Annotated in this window: 20 protein-coding genes and 1 pseudogene; 13 read left to right on the forward strand and 8 right to left on the reverse strand. The window is 69.8% G+C overall.

What is annotated here, in order from left to right:
• Nucleotide 1: 1 nt before the first annotated feature.
• Nucleotides 2-994, reverse strand: coding sequence for a cyclase family protein (locus AD72_RS25720; protein ID WP_037347356.1), 993 nt, complete (start codon nt 992-994; stop codon nt 2-4).
• A gap of 66 nt (nt 995-1060) precedes the next feature.
• Between AD72_RS25720 and AD72_RS25725 the strand changes: the two genes are divergently transcribed.
• The 3 genes from AD72_RS25725 (at nt 1061) to AD72_RS36810 (ending at nt 3169) form a co-directional block, all read left to right on the forward strand.
• Nucleotides 1061-1480, forward strand: a complete 420-nt coding sequence (locus AD72_RS25725) for a winged helix-turn-helix transcriptional regulator (RefSeq protein WP_051899021.1) — start codon at nt 1061-1063, stop codon at nt 1478-1480.
• Nucleotides 1481-1544: 64 nt separating this feature from the next.
• A complete protein-coding gene (locus AD72_RS36805) occupies nt 1545-2621 on the forward strand; it encodes a hypothetical protein (protein ID WP_156365378.1) in 1077 nt (358 codons plus the stop codon).
• A complete protein-coding gene (locus AD72_RS36810; protein ID WP_051899022.1) occupies nt 2621-3169 on the forward strand; it encodes a type VII secretion system-associated protein in 549 nt (182 codons plus the stop codon). The genes AD72_RS36805 and AD72_RS36810 overlap by 1 nt, the downstream gene beginning before the upstream one ends.
• On the opposite strand, the gene AD72_RS25740 is transcribed toward AD72_RS36810, so the two are convergent.
• Complete coding sequence (locus AD72_RS25740; protein WP_031469166.1) at nt 3166-4107, reverse strand: LysR family transcriptional regulator; 942 nt, start codon at nt 4105-4107, stop codon at nt 3166-3168. The two genes, AD72_RS36810 and AD72_RS25740, sit on opposite strands and share 4 nt — an antisense overlap.
• A 112-nt stretch (nt 4108-4219) precedes the next feature.
• Between AD72_RS25740 and AD72_RS25745 the strand changes: the two genes are divergently transcribed.
• On the forward strand, nt 4220-5458 hold the full coding sequence (locus AD72_RS25745; protein ID WP_031469167.1) for an MFS transporter: 1239 nt from the start codon (nt 4220-4222) through the stop codon (nt 5456-5458).
• Between the two features lie 17 nt (nt 5459-5475).
• On the opposite strand, the gene AD72_RS25750 is transcribed toward AD72_RS25745, so the two are convergent.
• Nucleotides 5476-6369, reverse strand: coding sequence for a LysR substrate-binding domain-containing protein (locus AD72_RS25750; RefSeq protein WP_031469168.1), 894 nt, complete (start codon nt 6367-6369; stop codon nt 5476-5478).
• 140 nt (nt 6370-6509) lie between these two features.
• Here AD72_RS25750 and AD72_RS25755 point away from each other — a divergent pair, with 140 nt between their 5' ends.
• From AD72_RS25755 to AD72_RS25765, 3 genes are read left to right on the forward strand one after another with little or no spacing between them, the layout of a single operon-like run.
• Nucleotides 6510-7283 carry an enoyl-CoA hydratase/isomerase family protein gene (locus AD72_RS25755; RefSeq protein ID WP_031469169.1) on the forward strand — a complete coding sequence of 258 codons (774 nt, stop codon included), beginning with the start codon at nt 6510-6512 and terminating at the stop codon, nt 7281-7283.
• Nucleotides 7284-7293: 10 nt separating this feature from the next.
• Nucleotides 7294-8838, forward strand: coding sequence for an acetate--CoA ligase (locus AD72_RS25760; protein ID WP_051899023.1), 1545 nt, complete (start codon nt 7294-7296; stop codon nt 8836-8838).
• A 21-nt stretch (nt 8839-8859) separates the two neighbouring features.
• A complete protein-coding gene (locus AD72_RS25765; RefSeq protein WP_031469171.1) occupies nt 8860-10179 on the forward strand; it encodes an MFS transporter in 1320 nt (439 codons plus the stop codon).
• 2 nt (nt 10180-10181) lie between these two features.
• On the opposite strand, the gene AD72_RS25770 is transcribed toward AD72_RS25765, so the two are convergent.
• Nucleotides 10182-10778: a class I SAM-dependent methyltransferase gene (locus tag AD72_RS25770; protein ID WP_031469172.1), complete on the reverse strand. Its 597-nt coding sequence runs from the start codon at nt 10776-10778 to the stop codon at nt 10182-10184.
• A gap of 133 nt (nt 10779-10911) precedes the next feature.
• Between AD72_RS25770 and AD72_RS25775 the strand changes: the two genes are divergently transcribed.
• The 4 genes and pseudogenes from AD72_RS25775 to AD72_RS25790 all read left to right on the forward strand — a co-directional run bounded on the left by AD72_RS25775 (nt 10912) and on the right by AD72_RS25790 (nt 13607).
• Nucleotides 10912-11271, forward strand: coding sequence for a VOC family protein (locus AD72_RS25775; protein WP_031469173.1), 360 nt, complete (start codon nt 10912-10914; stop codon nt 11269-11271).
• Nucleotides 11272-11329: 58 nt separating this feature from the next.
• The gene (locus tag AD72_RS25780; protein ID WP_031469174.1) at nt 11330-12223 is read left to right on the forward strand and encodes an SMP-30/gluconolactonase/LRE family protein; all 894 of its coding nucleotides are present in this window, start codon (nt 11330-11332) and stop codon (nt 12221-12223) included.
• Nucleotides 12224-12278: 55 nt separating this feature from the next.
• Nucleotides 12279-12941 (forward strand): annotated as a pseudogene (lexA, locus tag AD72_RS25785) (transcriptional repressor LexA).
• Between the two features lie 81 nt (nt 12942-13022).
• Entirely contained in the window at nt 13023-13607 is a 585-nt protein-coding gene (locus AD72_RS25790; protein WP_031469175.1) for a helix-turn-helix domain-containing protein, read from the forward strand.
• Here the strand turns inward: AD72_RS25790 and AD72_RS25795 are convergent.
• Complete coding sequence (locus tag AD72_RS25795) at nt 13582-14676, reverse strand: alcohol dehydrogenase catalytic domain-containing protein (protein WP_031469176.1); 1095 nt, start codon at nt 14674-14676, stop codon at nt 13582-13584. The two genes, AD72_RS25790 and AD72_RS25795, sit on opposite strands and share 26 nt — an antisense overlap.
• A 92-nt stretch (nt 14677-14768) precedes the next feature.
• On the opposite strand from AD72_RS25795, the gene AD72_RS25800 reads away from it, so the two are divergent.
• Nucleotides 14769-15656 (forward strand): LysR family transcriptional regulator, encoded by an 888-nt coding sequence (locus AD72_RS25800; RefSeq protein ID WP_031469177.1) that lies wholly within the window; start codon nt 14769-14771, stop codon nt 15654-15656.
• Nucleotides 15657-15876: 220 nt separating this feature from the next.
• Here the strand turns inward: AD72_RS25800 and AD72_RS25805 are convergent, their stop codons facing one another.
• From AD72_RS25805 to AD72_RS25820, 3 genes are all read right to left on the reverse strand, one after another.
• Nucleotides 15877-16611: an alpha/beta hydrolase fold domain-containing protein gene (locus tag AD72_RS25805; protein WP_197285075.1), complete on the reverse strand. Its 735-nt coding sequence runs from the start codon at nt 16609-16611 to the stop codon at nt 15877-15879.
• A 542-nt stretch (nt 16612-17153) separates the two neighbouring features.
• Nucleotides 17154-17813 (reverse strand): class I SAM-dependent methyltransferase, encoded by a 660-nt coding sequence (locus tag AD72_RS25815; RefSeq protein WP_031469180.1) that lies wholly within the window; start codon nt 17811-17813, stop codon nt 17154-17156.
• 25 nt (nt 17814-17838) lie between these two features.
• Nucleotides 17839-18303, reverse strand: a complete 465-nt coding sequence (locus AD72_RS25820; protein WP_031469181.1) for an SRPBCC family protein — start codon at nt 18301-18303, stop codon at nt 17839-17841.
• 72 nt (nt 18304-18375) lie between these two features.
• On the opposite strand from AD72_RS25820, the gene AD72_RS25825 reads away from it, so the two are divergent.
• Nucleotides 18376-19533 carry an acyl-CoA dehydrogenase family protein gene (locus AD72_RS25825; protein WP_031469182.1) on the forward strand — a complete coding sequence of 386 codons (1158 nt, stop codon included), beginning with the start codon at nt 18376-18378 and terminating at the stop codon, nt 19531-19533.
• Nucleotide 19534: the final 1 nt, after the last annotated feature.

The raw sequence follows: 19534 nt of genomic DNA on the forward strand, positions 1-19534 counted from the left end.
GCTACACGGTGGCGACCGGGGTCACCGGTGAGCCGACCGCACCGGGCAGGTTCAGCGGTGGCGCGGTGAGCAGGAACCGGGACCGTTCCCGTTCCCGCAGCCACGCGCCGAGTTCGGTGAGGTACCACAGCTCGCCGAGCGGAATGCCGAGTTTGAACAGGCAGTGCGCGTGCAGCGGAAGGGCGTGTTCCGCACCGGGAGGCGGCGCCATGCTGAAGGCTTCGACGGCGTGGTTGTCCGCCGCGATCGCCGAGATTCCGCTGTCGGTGATCCACCGCAGCAGGCGCTCGTCCCGGCTGTCGAGCACCGCGCAGCTGGTGTCCAGCCGCTCCTGGGTGAGCTCCGCGCCGAGTTCGAGGACGACCTCCGCCAGACCGGTGTACAGGCACAGGATGTCCCCTGGTTCCACGGTGACGTGCTGGGCTTCCATGATCTCGGTCAGCTGTTCGTAGCCGACCGCGACCCGTTCCCTGCCGTACACCCGCTCCAGATCCAGCAGCACGCCGCGGCCCTGCATCCCGGTCGCGGCGATGGTCTCGATCCCGAGCGCATCGGCGTGCGGGCGCACCGAACCGGACGGGTCCCCGATGACGTGCTCCCCGCCCCGGTGACCGTTGTAGTAGGCGACGACCGGCTCACCGGTTCCGTCCAGGTCGAACATGGAACCGGCGTGCGCGAAGGAATCCCACTGCGTGGAGTACTGCAGGTGGATGGTGGCCAGGTCGTCGCTGACCACATCCGGGACCGCGGGCAGGAAATGGTTGTTGTGCCCCAGAGCGGTGCTGGCCAGTTCCGGTGGCTTGCGCGGACCGTGGGCGTACTCCCCCTTCGGGAAGTCCAGCGGCAGGCTCAGCGGAAACGCGATTCCCTCGCGGACCTCGGCTGCCGCGGCACGGCGGCGCTGCGCGGTGATCAGGTTGAGGCGGCCGATCTCGTCGTCCGCGCCGAATTCTCCCCAGTTCGAGCCCTCCGGGCGGTTCTTCCAACGCTGCATGAGATCGATCATGCCCGCACCGGTTTCGGTTGTGAAGAAGGCACCTTTCGGATATATAGGTACCTGATGGATACCGATCCCGATTACCGGTACGCGAAGGACTGCCCCTCGCGCACCGTGGTGGATGTGCTGGCGAACAAGTGGTCGCTCTACATCCTCGGCCTGCTCCGGCGCCACGACCGCCCGCTGCGATTCACCGAACTGCGCCGCCGCGTCGAGGGCGTGACGCAGAAATCGCTCACCCAGGCGCTGCGCAACCTCGAACGCGATGGCCTGGTCAGCCGCACCGTCTACGCCACCATCCCGCCGCGCGTGGAGTACGCGCTGACCGAGCTCGGTGTCGAGGCGGGCATCCTCACCGCTGCGATCGCCGACTGGTCCCAGGCCAACGTGTCCCGGGTACTCGCGGCCCGCTCGGCCTACGACGACCGGCAGGCCGCGACCGCCTCGCTCACTCGGCAGGGACACGCCGCCCCCGTTCGGTAGACTGTCCGTGGTGGCGAGATGCGGGCTGATGTCCGCGACGTCGATGTGGTGAAGAGGGGCAGTGGTGGCGAAACACGGCCATGGTGGCGGGCATTCCTCCGGTCACGGTTCCCCTTCCTCGGGGCACTCCACCGATTCCGGGCATTCGGGGCACGGATCCTCGGGAGGTGGCTCCGGTTCGAGCGGCAAGCCCGGCAAGGGGTTCAGCGCCGATGTGTCCGCATTGGACTCGATGAAGGGCAAGCTCAGCGGCCTGAGCGACAAACTGAGCGGGCACGCTTCCTCGGTCGGTTCGGCGCATCCGGGAGGCGGGGCCTTCGGGGTCGTCGGCGAAGCGCTGTCCGGCAAGCTCGGCGGGGTCCTCTCCTCGGTGGAGAAGGGCATCGGCAACATCGCGAACAGTGCCCACGGTGCCGGCGGCAAGGTGGGCAAGACCGCCGAATCGATGCGGCACAACGAACACACCAACAAGGGACTGTTCGACTCGCTCGACACCCGCGGCGGCTCCCGGGGCGGCTCCCGCGGGCACTCCCCGACCGGCTCACCGTCGAATCCGAACGGCAGGCCGGACGACAGGCCGCCTCGCCCGGGGCCGTCCGGGGCAGCACAACCACAATCGGCGCCGCCACAACCGCAACCACCGGGCCTGCTGATGCACGGATCGAGTGCCCCACCGGAAACGATCTTCCAGAGCGGGCTTTCCTCCTCGGCGGGGTTGAACGGAACGAAACCGCACTACGACCTCCCCGCCCACGTGCACAACGCGAACGGCAGCGGATTCGTGTCCACCACGGGAAACCCGCACGTCGCCCACCAGTTCATCCGGCCGACCGGCCAGACGGTCAACGTCAACGGCACCACCTACATGGGGCGGGAAGGCTACGTCTACTGGGTGCGCCCCTCGCCCGACATGATCCACGTCCCCTCCCAGTCCCTGCCGAGCAACCTCGACCGGTTCCGCTATCAGGACGAGTGGGCCGGCCTCGATCACATTCCCCCGGATCGCATCCACGGGGCGAACCACGTCACCGGCTACTACAACCCGGTTCCCGACGGACAAGGCGGCGTCAAGCTCGATATGGCCCCCGGTACCGGATTCAAGCCGACCTGGCACCCCAACCCGAACTACCGGGAGTCCTGATGAGCAACCCTGGCCCCGTCACCCCGGCCATGCGCGCGGAGGCCCGCCGTCATCCGGGCGGCTGGGTGTACGCCATCGATCCCGCGTTCTCCGGCGCCGAGGAGATTCCCGGCTCGGCCGTCATCGGGGCCTACCGCGTCGCCGAGGACGGCGAGCTCACCGAGGAATTCCTCGCCAATGAGCACTACCGCCCGACACTGCGCGGTCTCGGCGTGCCCCCGCCGGACAACGAACTCGAAGCAGTCCTCCAGGACGCCGTCACCGGAAACGCCGACGACGAGCGCGTCCGCCAGGCGCTGCGCGAAGCCACGGTCATCGCGCCCGTCCGGCCGGGTACCACGGAGATCGCGCTCTTCGAGGACGGCTCCGACCGGGAGGTGCTGCACGTGTTCAGTTCCCGCGGGCAGCTGCCGTCCAGCGAACTGTCCTGGCTCAGCTTCCCGGTCCGCGCCCTGCTCCCCGCGATCCGGGAGCGCTACCTCGTCGTCAACCCGCACAGCCGGTTCGGACTGCGGCTGCCCGGCGAGAAGCTGGCGCTCCCAGACTAGGATCCCGAGCCTGCCCGGGCCCAGGACGGACGCCAGACATCCCCGGAAAGCGTTGCCAGGCTTCGGAAATGGTCGATCACCGGCCGGATTCCGGGGTGTGGATCCGATTCCCGGAAGATGATCGAGACCGGATAGGCGATCGTCGGGTTCGTGACCGGAATCTGGCGCAGTCGGTGGTTCGCGGGCCAGATGAGCCGATCGCGGGCACCGGTGAGGGTGGCCACCTCCGCGGAATCCGCGAGCGTGTCGAGTAGCGGCTCCACGCCGAAATTCGGCCCGGCCCCGTCGATGCGCAGTTCCAGATCCCCGGCGAGTTCGGCGTAGAACTCGCCCCATTCACTGCGCGGCGCGATACCCGGCACCCAGATCCGGTGCCCGCGCAGCTGCTCCGCGGTCACCGTGCGCGCGGTGGCGAGCGGATGGCGCGGCCCGACGAGCAGTTCCATCGGGAAATCGAGCAGGTGCAGCATCCGCACCCCATCGGGCAGCGTTCGCGAGTCGGTGACCGTCCGCAAGGAAGCGTCCACCTCTCCCGCCCGTACCGCGGCGGCCGCCCGCTGCGGGTCGTCCACCTTCAACACCACCACGTCGAGTTCGGTTCCGGGATGCGCGCGCCAGTACTCGTGCAGCACGATCGCCTGGCCGGGCCGGTAACCGAGCACGTCGATGCGCAGGGCCCTGGACTCCGGCCGGATCGCGGCGATGGCGCGATCCACACCGGCGAGGATGCCGCGCGCATGTGCGAGAAACGCCTGCCCGTCGAGCGTCGGTTCGACCTCGCGGGCGGTGCGGTCGAACAGCCGCACACCGAGCTCCCGTTCCAGGGCGGCGATCCGCTTCGACACCGCTTGCTGGGTGATCCCCAGCTCATCGGCGGCCCGTTGCAGCTGCCCGCGCTCGGCCGCGAGCACGAACGACCGCACCGCCTCGGTATCCACCGCACCAGCATAGGCGGGCCCAACCGATCGTTGTGGCTCGCCGGGAACCGGTTGTTTGAACACGCCCGCACTCCATTGCTTTGCTTCGAGAGCCCCGACCAGAAGGAGAGCCGTGCGTATCGAACCGAGGGCCGGATTCGGCCTGCTGTGGTCGGCCTATGCGGTGAGCACCTACGGCACCTGGATCGCCTTCGGTGCGTTCCCGCTCATCGCCGTCCGGGTGCTGCACTCCCCGGCGTTCGCGGTATCGCTGCTCGAATCGGCCGGGCTGGCCGTTGCGGCGGTTCTCGCGCTCGGCCTCGGCCCGTGGATCGAGCACCGCGCCAAACGACCGGTGATGATCGCGATGGATCTGCTCCGGTTTCTCGCGATGGCCAGTGTTCCGCTCGCGTACCTGTGCGGTCTCCTGAGTTATGGCCAGCTGCTGGTGGTCTCGGTCGTCTCCGGGACCGCGGGTATCGCGTTCACCGCCGCGTCCGGTGCCTACCTGAAACACCTGGTGCGCGCGGAGCAGCTGCTCGCCGCGAACGGCCGGTTCGAGGCCACGACGTGGAGCGCCACCGCGGTGGGCCCGCCACTGGGCGGTGCGCTCATCGGGATGCTCGGCCCGGTCGTCACCATCGCGGCGGACGCGGTCAGCTATCTGTTGTCCGCACTCGGTGTGCTCCGGATCCGGGGCACCGACATCGCGGCGCCGCGGGAACCGAACGGCAGCCGGAACCCGGACAGCGCGCACCGGATCGCCGAACTGCTCGCCGGATGGTGGTTCATCCTCGGCGATCCGTTCCTGCGGCGGCTGTTCCTCAACTCGGTGACGGTCGGCGGCCTGATCATGGCCACCCAGCCGGTGCTGACCGTGCTGCTCCTCGGCCGGTACCACTTCCTCGCCTGGCAGTACGGCCTCGCGTTCGGTCTGCCCGCGGCCGGTGGTTTCCTCGGCGCCCGGTTGTCGGCGCGCCTGGTCGCCCGCTACGGCAGCGGCCGGGTCCTGCTGGTGACCGGCTGGCTACGCTCACTGTTCCCGATCGGTCTCGCGTGCACCGGGCCCGGCATCCCGGGACTGCTCACGGTGATCCTCGTGGAGGGCCTGCTGATCACCTGCATGGGCATCTTCACCCCCATCTACGCGACCGAACGGCTACGGCGCACGCCCGCCGATCGCACCGCGCGGGTGCTCGCCTGCTGGAGTGTGAGCGGCAAGCTCAGCCAGGCGGGGCTCATGGCCGTCTGGGGCGGGCTCGCGACACTCACCAGCGCGCGCACCGCGATCATCGCCTCCGGGGTGCTGCTGCTCGCCACACCGCTGCTGCTGCCGGGAAAACAAGACCGCGCCGCACCCGCCCCGGTCTGACCAGGGGCAGGAACAGGTCAGCCGTGTCCCGCCCGGGCCAGCCCGTCCAGCGCGGCGGCGGAAAACGCGCGGACCACCTCGCTCTCGCTTTCCTTGCGCCAGATCACCGAGGTGGCCCAGGCCAGGCGCGCCTCGTCGATCGGGCGCCAGACGAGCCCTTCGGGAAGTTCCCCGGTCGGCGGCTCGTTGAGGTTGACCCCGCGCCCGGCGAGCACCAGGCCCTGCACGAAGTGCGGATTGCGCGCGTGCCTGATCGCGCCGGGCAGGAAGCCGTTGTCCCGGCAGATCGCCAGAATGTGATCGTAGAGCCGGGGCGCCATCTGCCGCGGGAAGATCACCAGCCCCGAACCGTTCAGTTCGCGCAGCCGAACCCGCTCCGTTTCGGCGAGCCGGTGCCCCGCGGGAAGCAGCACGCCGAGCGAGCGCTGCACGGTCTCGCTCGATTCGAATCCCACCGTGTCCGAGGGATGCCGCACCACCCCGACGTCGAGCTTCCCGTCCCGCAGCTGCGCGATCTGGTCATCGGTGGTGAGCTCGTGCAGGTCGACGAGCACTTCCGGCTCGCGCGCGGCGAATCCCTCCAGCAGGGTGCGCAGCGTGACCGGCATGGTGTCCGGCGGGATCCCGGCCCGCAGCGTCCCGGTGGAACCCGGGCGGATCCGGCGCATCGCCTCCCTGGCCAGCTCGGCGTGTTCGAGCACCGGCCGTACGTGTTCGAGCAACAGCGCACCGGCCTCGGTCAGGCTCACCCGGTGCCTGCCGCGGTCGAACAGTCGCATACCGAATTCCCGTTCCAGGTCCCGGATTCGCTGGGAAAGCGGTGGCTGGGCCATGTGCAGGCGTTCGGCGGCGCGCCCGAAATGCAGTTCCTCGCAGAGCACCACGAAATACCGCAGATGCCTGAGTTCCATGACCGGTGACTCTAACCGGCGGATCAGCGTTTGCGCGCCGGTCATATCGCTTCGATATCACCGGAGGTCGGAATTGGTGTTGGAGTGTCCGCGCATCCCGGTGCTTGTATCGGCGAAACACCAGCGTCGAAAGGCAGACGATGTCCGAACAGAGCCTCATCCGCAGCGAACGTCGCGGCCCGGTCGCGGTGATCACGCTCAACCGCCCGGAGAAACTCAACGCCTGGACCGCACCGATGCGGGAGAGCCTGATCGAGGCGGTTCGGGCGGCGGACGCCGATCCGGAGGTCGGCGCGATCGTGTTCACCGGGACCGGGCGCGCGTTCTGTGCCGGTCAGGACCTCAACGAGACCGCCAGTGTGGACCCGAGCGATCAGGCGGCGGCCGAGGAGTGGATCGACAGCTTCGACCGGCTCTTCCGCACCGTGCGGGACACCGGCAAACCCACCATCGCCGCGGTCAACGGCGTGGTCGCGGGTTCCGGTTTCCAGTTCGCGCTGCTCGCCGATCTGCGCATCGGGCACTCCGGGGTGCGGATGGGCCAGCCCGAGGTGCTGTCCGGCATCCCGAGCATCACCGGGATCTGGGCGATGTGGAGCGTGCTCGGCCGGGCCAAGACCACGGAGTTCGCGCTGACCGGTGAACTGGTCGAGGCCACGGAGGCGGTCCGGCTCGGCCTGCTCACCACGCTCGTGGAACCGGAGCAGGTTCTCGAGGCCGCGGTGGACCGGGCAGCCAAGCTCGCCGCGCTGCCCGCCGGGGCGGTCTCCCTGACCAAAGGCCGGATCCGCGAGCTCGAGGAGGACTCCCTCGCCGATGCGGTGCGCGCGGCGAAACGGGTGCACGGCGAGGCTTACGCCAGCGGGGAACCACAACGGGAGATGGCCGCCTTCATCGGCGGACAGCGGCGCTGAAAGGAAAACCGTGACGACCGAATACGAACGGATGTGCGCCGAACAGCAGTGGACGGTGCCCCGGACCTACAACATGGCCGCCGATGTGGCCGACCGGCATCCGCGCGAACGGCTGGCCCTGATCCACGAGGACCACACCGGTGCGCGCACCGAGGTCCGCTGGGGCCGGATCCAGGACCGCTCCAAGCAGGTCGCCGCGGCGCTGCGCGCGGCCGGGGTCGGCAAGGGCGACCGGGTCGCCGTGCTGCTGCCACAGCGCGTGGACACCCCGGCCACGTACCTCGGTGTGCTGCGCACCGGGGCGGTGCTGGTGACCATGTCGTTGCTGTGGGCCGATGAGCCGATCCGCTACCGGCTCGCCGATTCCGGGGCCAAGGTTCTGGTCACCGAGGCCGCGGAAGCCCGGCGCGCCGGTGACTTCGCCGGTACCGTGCTCGACGTGGACGACCCGCGGATCGCGGACCGGGAGCCGGAGTTCGAGACCGAGCAGACCCTCGCCGAGGATCCCGCGCTGATCTTCTACACCTCGGGAACCACCGGCGCCGCGAAGGGAATCGTGCACGCGCACCGCACCCTGTTGGGACACAACGAGTTCGAGCACTGCCATCAACTGCGGACCGGCGATGTGTTCTACGGCGCGGGTGACTGGGCCTGGTCGATGGCCAAGCTGATGGGCCCGCTGCGCGCGGGCGCGGTGCATCTGGTCTACCGCCCGGCCGCGGGATTCGATCCGGAGGGCCTGCTCGCGAGCATGGCGCGCAACGAGGTGACCACCGCGCTGGTGAATCCCACCTTCCTGCGCAAGATGCGGGCCGAGGTACCCGATGCGGGGCGGCGGTATCCGCAGTCGCTGCGGGTGGTGTGCTGTTCCAACGAACCACTGACCGCCGACCTGATCACCTGGTTCCGCGAGCAGTTCGGGCTCACCCCGCTGGACTACTACGGTTCGACCGAATCGTATCCGCTGATCGGCAATTTCCCCGGGGTTCCGGTGAAGGAGGGTTCCATGGGCAGGCCGGTCCCCGGCTGGGAGGTCGCCCTGCTCGACGAGGCGGAGCGTCCGGTACCCCAGGGCGAGGCGGGCGAGATCTGCCTTCGTGCCCGCTCGAATCCGCAGTTCCCGCTCGGCTACTGGGACCGGCCGGAAAATTCGGCACAGGTGTTCGGCGGGGACTGGTTCCACACCAAGGATCAGGCCGTCATGGACGAGGACGGCTACTTCTGGTTCCTCGGCCGCACCGATGACGTGATCAAGACATCCGGGTACCGCGTCGGCCCCTACGAGGTCGAGCAGGCGCTGCGCGAGCATCCGGATGTGGCCGAGGCCGGTGTGGTCGGCGTACCGGATCCGGTGCGCGGGCAGGCAGTCAAGGCCTATGTGGAGCTCGCCGGATCCGCGGCACCGAGCGAGGAACTGGCGGCGCGGATCCGGGAGTTCGCGAAACAGCGCTATTCCCGGTTCGCCTATCCGCGGCACATCGAGTTCGTCGAGGAGCTGCCCCGCTCGGCGACCGGCAAGATCAGGCGCGCCGAACTGCGCGCACGGCAGGACTAGAGCCCGATCCGAGGAGGACCGATGTCATCGACCGCAACGGCGCGGGAGTCCGATGTGGACACAGCGACCCTGCGCAGGAAAGTCGCCTTCGCCTCGGCGATCGGCAATTTCGTCGAATGGTTCGATTCCGGCGCCTATGCGGTGATGTCGGCGACCATAGCCGGGCTGTTCTTCCCGCAGTACGATCCCGCGGCCGCCCTGCTCGCCACCTGGGCGGTGTTCGCGGGCGGTTTCATCGCCCGCCCGATCGGCGCGATCGTTTTCGGGTATTTCGGTGACCGGATCGGGCGCAACAAGATGCTCGCGGCCAGCGTGCTGTGCATGAGCGGGGCGACCTTCCTCATCGGGGTACTGCCGCCGTATTCGGTGCTCGGCATCGCCGCTCCGATCCTGCTTTTCCTGCTGCGCGCGGTCCAGGGGTTCTCCACCGGCGGCGAGTACACCGGCGGTTCCGCGTTCATCATGGAGTACGCGCCGGACGGCAAGCGGGCCCGGTACGCGAGCCCGATTCCGATGACGGTGGGCATCGCGGCCGTGGCCGGTTCACTCGTCGGTGTACTGCTCACATCCGGGCTTTCCGAGGCCGCGCTGCTCAGCTGGGGCTGGCGGATCCCGTTCCTGCTCGCCGCTCCGCTCGGACTGATCGGGCTCTACCTGCGTTCCCGGGTCGAGGACACCCCGGTGTTCCGCGCACTCGAACAGCACGACGCGGTGCCCCGCACCCCGTTGCGGAACGCGGTCCGGTTGTGCGGCAAGCAGATCCTCACCCTGTTCGGGTACAGCATCACCAATGCCGTCGCGTACTACCTGATGAGCAGCTACATGATCGCCTACATGTCGGAGAACCTGCACTACAGCAAGGCGTCCGCGATGCTGACCAGTGTGGTCGCGATGCTCGTGTACAGCATCGCCTGCCCGTTCCTGGCCAGGGCGAGTGACCGGTTCGGCCGCAAACCCATGCTGCTGGTCGCCTGCGGTGGTTTCGTCGTGCTCACCTATCCGGCGTTCCTGATCATGCCGTTCGGGATCGGCATGGCCATGCTCGGCACCTCGGTGCTCGCCCTGCTCGTGGCGGCCATCGGCACCTCCAATGTGCCCGCGCTGGTCGAGCTGTTCCCCACCGGGGTGCGTTCCAGTGGCTCGGCGATCGGCTACACCGCGGCCTACGTGCTGTTCGGCGGCACCGCTCCGTTCGTGGCCACCGGGCTCACCCAGGCCACCGGTTCCTCGCTCAGCCCCGGGTTCTACGTCATGGGTGTCGCGCTCATCTCGCTGATCGTCGTGCTGTTCGCGTTCACCGAGACCAAGAACCTCCCGCTGCGCCGGGACACGGTCACCTAGGTTCAGCGCAGCCGACGGGCCCGCAGTACGACATCCTTGTGGTGCGGGTTCCCCTCGGGGACCTCGGGCCGTTCCCGCGGCCCGTGGAACTCGATGGACCAGTCCTCGTCGAGCAGTTCGGCGATCTCCTCCGGGGAGTAGAACTCGCTCGGATCGGGGCCGGTCCACTCCGCGGGCGGCGGACCGTCCAGCAGGTGACCGACCACCAGCAGCGTTCCGCCGGGCGCCACGGCATCGAGCAGCCCACGCAGTGTCCGGTGCCCGGTTTCCCGCAGCACCGGGAAGTACTGCGCGGACACCAGGTCGAAGCTCCGCCTCGGTGGCGCGGCGACCCGCGGATCGCCCTGCTGCCAGTCGATCCCGGAATCCGCACCGGCGGCCGCGGCGGCGCGTTCCACTGCCACCGCCGAGATGTCCACGGCGGTGACCTGCCATCCCCGTTCGGCGAGCCAGATCGCGTCCGCGCCCTCGCCGCACCCCAGATCCAGTGCCCTGCCCGGGCGCATTCCTTCGGCCTCGACCCGCAGCGTGCCGTTCACCCGCCCGCTGAACCGCTGCTCACGCTGCCGATACTGCTCGTCCCAGAACGCCTGGTCCATGTTTCCGCTCCTCTCGGTCCGTTCCGTCCACTGTGCGCGCGGCGCCGCGGGCACCCCAAGAAAGTTTGCGATTCCCGCAAGTTCGGTACCATTTCTCCAAGCCCGGGGCCGAACCGGCGCGCAGAATCGGAGCATGCCGACACCAGCACGCGTCATCCCCTACCCTGGCGGCCGCGATATCGCCGCATCCAGGGATTTCTACGCCGAAGCACTCGGATTCCGCGTCGCCATGACGGATCCGGTGCTCTGCCTCGACTCCCCCGGCAATCCCGGTGCCCAGCTCATTCTCCTGCCGCCCGGAGCCGAACGGCCACGGCCCGGTTTCGGCGTGGACCTCGGTGACCCGGCCGCGGTCGACGCCGCGCACGCCGAGGCCCTGCGCCGCGGGCTGCGCATCGAGTACCCGCTCACCGACGAACCCTGGGGCGTGCACCGCTTCTTTCTCGAGGACCCCGGTGGCACGATCGTGAACATTCTCGCGCACAACGGCTGACAGCGCCCCGGATCCGGACCATACTGCGGGCTCGACAGCGACGCCGAGGAGGTTCCGCATGGACCGGGAGATCAGCACGATCGCGCAGGGATTCTCGTTTCTGGAGAGTCCGCGCTGGCACGAGGACCGGATCTGGTTCTCCGACTTCTACACCGGCCGGGTGCTCTCCGCCGAGGAGGACGGCACCGGTCAGCGCGTGGAGGCGGAGCTCGCGGATCAGCCCTCCGGGCTCGGCTGGCTGCCCGACGGCAGGCTGCTGATCATCGCCATGCGCGACGCGGTGGTACTGCGCAGGGAACCCGGCGGCGAACTGGTCCCGCACGCCGCACGGGGCGCCGCGGCCAAGGGATACCTCAACGACATGGTGGCCGACGCGCAGGGGCGGTTGTTCGCGGGCAGCTTCGGCTTCGACCTGATGAACGGCGAACCCATCGCGGCGACCAGCCTCGTGCGGATGGATCCGGACGGTTCGGTGACCGTGGTCGCCGAGGACATGTTGTTCCCCAACGGAAGCGTGATCACCGAGGACGGCAGGCTGCTCGTCGGCGAGACGTTCGGGAACCGGGTCACCGCGTTCGACATCGCCGAGGACGGCACGCTGCGCAACCGGCGCGTGTGGGCGAAGTTCGGGGAACCACCGGCGGGCACCGCACTCGAGGAAGTGCTGCCGCAGGGCCGGGTGGCCGCGGACGGTTGCTGCCTGGACGCCGAGGGCGCGCTGTGGATCGCGGACGCGCTGAACGCCCGCGTGATCCGGGTGTGCGAGGGCGGGGAGATCGTCGAGGAGATCCATCCCGGGACCGGGGTGTTCGCCTGCATGCTCGGCGGCGCCGACGGAAAGACGCTTTTCCTCTGCGCCGCACCGGATTTCGCCGAGGCGAACCGCCGCGCCGCCCGGGAGGCCGCGCTGCTGTCCGTACGGGTCGAGGTGCCGCGCGCGGGCCGGCCCTGAGCCCGCGCACTCGACCGGTGCACCGGTTGTCGGTGGCTGCCTCTACTATGCGCGCGTGACCGCCTACGACGACTGCGATCCGTTCGCGCACCTCGACACCGCCGCCCTGCCGCCGCGCCAGCAACGGATCCTGCTGACGATCCGGGACTAGGTGCAGCGCTACGGTTATCCGCCGAGCACCCGCGAGATCGGCGATGCGGTCGGGCTGCGGTCCTCCTCCTCGGTCTCCAAACATCTGAACGCTTTGGAGGACAAGGGATTCCTGCGGCGCAGCGAATCACTGGCCCGGCCGATCGATGTGCGTGATTTCCTGCGTGACCCCGCCGAACGGGAGCAGTCCGAGAACGCCGTCCCGGTCCCCGTGGTGGGCGATATCGCCGCCGGCACCCCCATCACCGCGGAGGAATCCGTGGACGAGGTGCTTTCCCTTCCCCGCGGCCTCACCGGCCGGGGCACCGTCTTCGGGCTCCGGGTGCGCGGCGAGTCGATGGTGGACGCGGCGATCTGCGATGGCGACATCGTGGTGGTGCGCAGGCAATCGGAGGCCCACTCCGGGCAGATCGTGGCCGCGATGATCGACGAGGAAGCGACCGTGAAGGTGTACCGCCGCCGGAACGGGCACGTACTGCTCGAACCGCGCAATCCGGACTACCAGGTCATCGACGGTGACCGGGCCGTGGTGCTCGGCATCGTGGTCTCCGTGCTGCGCAGCGTCTGACCTGGCTCGTCCCCCTCTCCGCGTTCGCCATTGCGGCAAGAATCTTTGCGAGAACCGCAAGAGGGTTGGCACAGTGGGGAGATGGACGAGGAGTTCGAAGCCGTGCTGAGCACCGTCGGCCCGCGGCTGCGTGCGTTGCGCCGCCGTAGCGGGTCGACCCTGGCCGAGCTCTCGGCGAGCACCGGCATCCCGGTCAGCACCCTGTCCCGGCTGGAGTCCGGGAACCGGAAACCGGGCCTGGAACTGCTGCTGCCACTGGCCCGCGCGCATCGGGTGCCGCTCGACGAACTCGTCGGCGCTCCGGCGAGCGGCGATCCGCGCGTGTATCCGCGCCCGATCGAGCACAACGGCATGACCGTCGTCCCGCTGACCCGCAAACCCGGTGGACTACAAGCGTTCAAACAGATCCTGCCCGCGGGACCGGCGGATCGTGAACCCGATCCCCGCAGCCACGAGGGATACCACTGGCTGTACGTGCTCAACGGACGACTGCGCCTGGTGCTCGGCGAGCGGGATCTCGTGCTCGCCGCCGGCGAGGTCGCCGAGTTCGACACCCACCTTCCGCACTGGTTCGGGAATGCCGACGCCCGCGCGGTGGAGTTCCTGAGCATTCTCGGACCGCAGGGCGAGCGCTTCCACGTCAGGGCGAGCTATCGGCCGGAGTGAGTACGGTGCGCTCGAACGGCCCGCCGTGCTCGGCGGCGTACCCGATCGCCGCATTGACCCGATCCAGGCCGAACCGCTCGACGCGCTCCGCACCGAGGTCGAGGGCGCCCGCCCGGACCAGCCGGATCAGGCCGGTATTGGCCGTGCGCGGGCCCATCCACTGTCCCCGTACGGTCACCGAGTTGCGCATGATCCACGGGTACGGCAGTGCGAGATCGGCGCCGCCGAGCATGCCGACCCCGCCCATCAGCACCACCCGGCCGTACTCCCGCACGGTCATCACCGCGGCGCGGGTCGCCACGCTCGGTGCCCGCGGTGGCAGCAGGTCCAGCACCATGTCGATCGGTCCCCCGGCGGCCGCGGACATCGCGGCCCGGTCGGCCTCCTCGTCGCCACCGAGTTCGACCGGCCGCACCCGCGCGCCGAAGCGGTCGGCCAGCAGGTCCAGCGCCGCCCGGTTCCGTCCGGGGGTGATCACCGTGCCCGCCCCCATCGCCAGCGCCACGGCGACCGCACTGCTGCCGAAGTTGCCCGTTGCCCCGCTGACGAGCAGGGTCTCGCCCGCCTCCAGTCCACCGGCGAGCAGCCCGCCGTAGGGGACGGCGTGTACGCCGAGCGCCGACCAGCGTGCCGGATCATCCGCGGCCGCCGCGGGCAGCGGGTACACGTTCTCCGTCGGGATCCGCATCAGTTCGGCGAACGAGCCGTCGGGAAAGGACCTGGCGAGCCGCGCACCGCCCGTGCCGCGCGAACTCCAGCCCTGCAAGGTGATGTCCGGGGTCAGCGCGTCGTCCCTGGACCGCACCGTCGGATCACACCACACCAGATCCCCGGCATGCACCCGCGTGGCGTCCGGGCCGACGCGCACGACCCTGCCCACCCCGCCGAGGCCGGGCACCACCGGCGGTTCGAGCGGATAGTTCCGTTCGCCGCTGAACACCTCCCGCGCGTACGGCAGCACGAGTGCCGCGTGCACCTCGACCACCACCTCGCCGCCCGCCGCCTCGGGATCGGCTACCTCCCGGACCTCGAGCGGTTCCCCGAACTCCGTCAATACCGCTGCTCGCATCGGATGAGACCTCCTCGTTCCGGGATCGACGCTAGGCCGCGAGCAGCCATGCGGGAAGCGAGGATCCTGCATATCTGGTATGCGTAGTCAGCATGGATCTGTCCAGTCAGAATCTGCGGGTACTGCGCCAGGTCGCCGAATCGGGCAGCTTCACCGCCGCGGCCGCGCACCTCGGCTACACCCAGTCGGCGATCTCCCGCCAGGCCGTCGCCCTCGAACGGACCGCGGGCACCGCCCTGTTCGAACGGCGCTCCGACGGGGTGCGGCTCACCCCCGCGGGACTGACCCTGCTGCGGCACGCCCGCACGATCCTCGATTCCGTCGCGGCCGCGGAGAGCGAGCTGACCGGTCCGAATGCCCGCACCGAACGCGTGCGGCTGGGGACCTTCCTGAGTGCGGGTGCGATGCTGCTGCCCGCCGCGCTCACCCGGCTCGCCGCGACCGATCCCCGGATCACGGTGACCACCCGCGAGGGCACGACGCCCGGCCTCGCACGGGCACTGCGCGCGGGTTCACTCGACCTCGCCGTGCTCAGTTCCCGCCCGCCACACCGTGCGCCGGACAGCGAGTCGCCCCGCCTGCACACCGAGACCATCGAGGACACCGAGCTGCTCGTGGCCGCGGCGGCCACCGGCCGGTTCGCCGGGCGCTCCGCGGTACACCTCGACGAGCTCACCGAGGCCGACTGGATCGCCACCCCGTCCTCGAGCACCGAACCACTGCTCGGTGTCTGGCCAGGGCTGCCCGGACGGCCCCGTATCACACACAGCGCACGGGACTGGCTGACCAAACTGCACCTCGTCGCCGCCGGATTCGGCCTCACCACGGTGCCCTTCCGGATGGCGGCCGCGCTGCCGCCCGGGGTGATCCTGCTGCGCGTGGACGGCGCACCTCGGGAGATCCGCCGCGTGCTGCTGGCCCGGCCTCCCGGTCGCCCCTCGGCCGCGATCACGGCCGTCAGCAGGGCGATCGCGCCGTAGATACGCCCAGCACCAGTTTTCTCCGCCCGGCGACGGGGCTCGACTCGGCCGAACGGCCCGCGATCCGCGCCGTCGGTTCCTCGGACCTCGCCTGCCAGCTGGTGAGGGTTCGCGCTGAGACCCGCACCCTCACCAGCCACGATCATGAAGTCCGACTGGAGTACCAGGGCATCCGGATGCTCGTCGGCCTTGCCGAACGCTCGTCGTTCTCCGGCCCGTTCTAGGGTGATCCGATCGTGAGGCGCTCGGCGATGACCGCCCGCGCGTTCTCACCTGTTCGGGTCGGCAGCAGTGGATAGACATGCACGAGCCCCTCCCCCTCGTGGAACTCCACCTCGACCCCCGCCGCGCTCGCGCGGTCCCGCAGCAGGTGTGCGTCCGGGTTGAGGATGTCGTGGGTGCCGCTGAAGACGGTGAGCGGGCCGAGCCCCGCCAGGTCCCCGGCCAGCGGGCTCACGCGCGAATCCCCGGTGGGCAACTCGCCGCGCCAACGGTCCGAGAGCACACGGCCGCCGGGCACCGCCAACCAGGGATCGCTGGGCTGGACCTGCGGGATCCGCGGATTCGACCAGGAGAGGTCCAGCGCCGGCGAAATCAGCAAGGTCCTCGGCAAGGTGACGCTGTGCTGGTCACGCAGAACCATCGCGGCGGACAGGGCGATCTGGTCCCCGGCGAGTCGTACCTCCCCGTGCGACTCGCCCGCCTCCCGGACAAGATCGACGACGGCGGTCACCACGGCGTCCGCCGTGCCGAACGGGACCAGCGGGTAGATCGGCACCACCACCGTCGTCCGTGCCTCGGCGGCGATCTGGGCCACCAGCCGCCAGTGCGCCGCGGAGATCTCGTTCACCCAGCCTCCGCCGTGGGTGTACACCACGGAGCCCTGAGGGCGGGCGTCCGCGGGGCGTACGCGGTAGACCGGCCAGCCGTCGCGGCGCGAGACATCGATGGTCACCGGAGACCCGAGCCGACGCGGTGGTGCGTAAGGGCGGGGCCGCAGCGCCAGGCGATCGATGTGGGCGCGAGCACCTCCAGGAGAGCGGAACACGCGATTCCGGCCGGCGGCACGCAGATACAGAGGGATGACCCGTTCGGGAAGGCGCATCAGAGTCGGCTCCAGGGGCGTCAGGGCGCGGATTCGCACTGCTTGGGGGGCGGACGATCAATGACGGTACCCGCCGGACGGCATTCCCGCAGAGCTGGTCCGCTACCGCTACCACGCGCCCACCCGCACATCGTTGCCCGTTCTGGTTCCGCATTGCTGGAGCTCGGCGGCCTGTCGAGGACTCCGCCGGAATACGACGGCACCAGTCGAATCGCCTGGATTATCGAACAGCTCACCGACACCGAGAGGAACGCAACGAGATCGGAGTCGTTCCGCACCGAGTCCGGGACCTGGATCCGCGGTGCGATGATCCCGCACCTTGTCCATGGCGTCTGCCGCGTCCGGTTGACCTGGATCGGCACCTTCCACCGCAGTTGGCTACCGCCTGACCCTCATCTCGGCGAAACGATCGCGCCCTGAGTCCGGTTGATCCTCGCCAACCAGGCGGGCCCGCCCGCCTCGTCGTGGAACCTCGTGTGGATCCGGGCGGATCCGACCGCGCCGAGTTCCCAGCCGCTGCCCGGCCCGAACGCGGCCCGCAGCTCGTCCCGGGTGACCGGGTGCGGGCCGGTGCCGGGGCCCTCATCGCTGAAGCACAACACGTACAGGATCCCGCCGGGCTCGGTCACGGCGGCCAGGCTTGCCAGGTAGGCGCGTCGTTCCGCGGCGTCGCAGGTGTGGAACAGTCCGCAGTCGAGCACGCTAGCGAAGTTGCGGTCGAGGCGGTCGAGCGCGAAGGCGTCGGCGACGGCGAATTCGGCCGCGAGCTCGCGCGACTCGGCTTTCTCCCGGGCCATGGCGATGGCGGTCGCGGCGAGGTCGACGCCGAACACCGGCAGTCCGAGCGCGGCGAGGTACAGGGCGTTCTCCCCGGTCCCGCACCCGGCGTCGAGCACGGGGCCGGTGAATCCGCCCGCATCGGCGAGCCGCGCGATCGCCGGTTGCGGGCGGTCGATGTCCCAGGGCGCGGGGCCGTCGTGGTACGAGGCATCCCAGGGCTGCCCGGCCATCCGCTCGTGGCTGGTCGGTCGCCTGCCGTCATAGGGATCCATCGCCGCCTCCGTGGCCGCGCCGGTCTTACTCCCCGGCGCCCTCGGCGAGCACGGCCAGCCGGTCGATCGAGGCGCGCAGCCAGTCGGGCGTGGTGGCGCGGGCCTTTTGCAACCGCATTGTCTCGCTCGGCGCCAGCCGGGTCCAGTCATAGGTGTGCGTGACCCGGGTGTGCGTCTCGCCGAGCGGTTCGAGCTCCCAGCGCCAGAGGTGACCAGGCGGCTCGTGGCCCGGTTCGGCGGGGATCCAGGCGATCCGCCTGCCTTCCTCGAACTCCACCACGCGGTTCTCCCGCACGGTTCCGTTCGTCAGCGTCGTGCGGAAGATCTCCCCCGTGCCGTGCACCCGCTGTCCGGCGACAGCCTCGGCGAGGTTGTCGTTGCCGTCCCAGCTCGGCTGCTTCGCGGGATCGGCGATCAGTTCGAAAATGCGCTCGGTTCCGGCGGCGATGTCCCGGCTTGCGCGCACCACGCGCTCCGTCTGTTCGGTCACCCGATCATGCAATCACATCTCGCCATCTGCTAGGGACATTCCACGGACAACGAGACGGTGAAGGGGACGGACATGCCCGCAGTGAGCCAGGAGGATTTCCGGCCGATCCAGGAGCTGGTGCACGAGTTCATCCGGGACCGGGTGGTACCGCGCGAGCAGGAGATCGCCGATGCCGACGCGATACCGGAGGAACTGCGCAGGCAGGCCGCCGAGATGGGGCTGTTCGGGTACGCCATCCCCCAGGAATGGGGCGGGCTGGGCCTGGACCTCACCCAGGACGTGGAGCTGGCCATGGAGTTCGGCTACACGACCCTGGCGCTGCGGTCGATGTTCGGCACCAACAACGGCATCGCCGGTCAGGTGCTGGTCGGTTTCGGCACGGATGAGCAGAAATCCGAGTGGCTGGAGCGTATCGCCTCGGGCGCGGTGGTCGCGTCCTTCGCGCTCACCGAGCCGGGCGCCGGGTCCAATCCGGCCGGGCTGCGCACCAGCGCGGTGCGCGACGGGGACGACTGGGTGATCGACGGGCAGAAGCGGTTCATCACCAACGCGCCGATCGCCGACCTGTTCATCGTGTTCGCCCGCACCCGCCCGGCTGACGAGTCCGGGACCGGGATCGCGGTGTTCCTGGTCCCCGCGGACACGCCGGGCGTCGAGGTCGCCGCCAAGGACCGGAAGATGGGCCAGGAGGGCGCGTGGACCGCGGACGTGAACCTCACCGGGGTCCGGGTGCCCGCGGCAAGCCTGATCGGCGGGGATGAGGAGGCCGGTTACCGCGCGGCGATGACCTCACTGGCTCGCGGCCGGGTGCACATCGCCGCGCTCGCGGTCGGCACCGCGCAGCGCGCGCTCGACGAGTCGGTGGCCTATGCCGCCTCGGCCACCCAGGGCGGTACCCCGATCGGGGATTTCCAGCTGGTCCAGGCCATGCTCGCGGATCAGCAGACCGGGGTGCTCGCCGGTCGCGCCCTGGTCCGCGAGACCGCGCGGAACTACGTCAGCGGCGCGGACCGGCGGATCGGCCCCTCGGCGGCGAAGCTGTACTGCACGGAGATGGTCGCCCAGGTCGCCGATCTCGCGGTCCAGGTGCACGGTGGAACCGGCTACATGCGGGATGTTCCCGTCGAGCGCATCTACCGCGATGTGCGCCTGCTTCGCCTGTACGAGGGCACCAGTGAGATCCAGCGCCTGATCATCGGCGGCGGGCTGGTGCGCAGGGCCAGGCGCTGAT

This window comes from Sciscionella sediminilitoris, from assembly GCF_000737195.2.
GTDB lineage: Bacteria > Actinomycetota > Actinomycetes > Mycobacteriales > Pseudonocardiaceae > Sciscionella > Sciscionella sediminilitoris.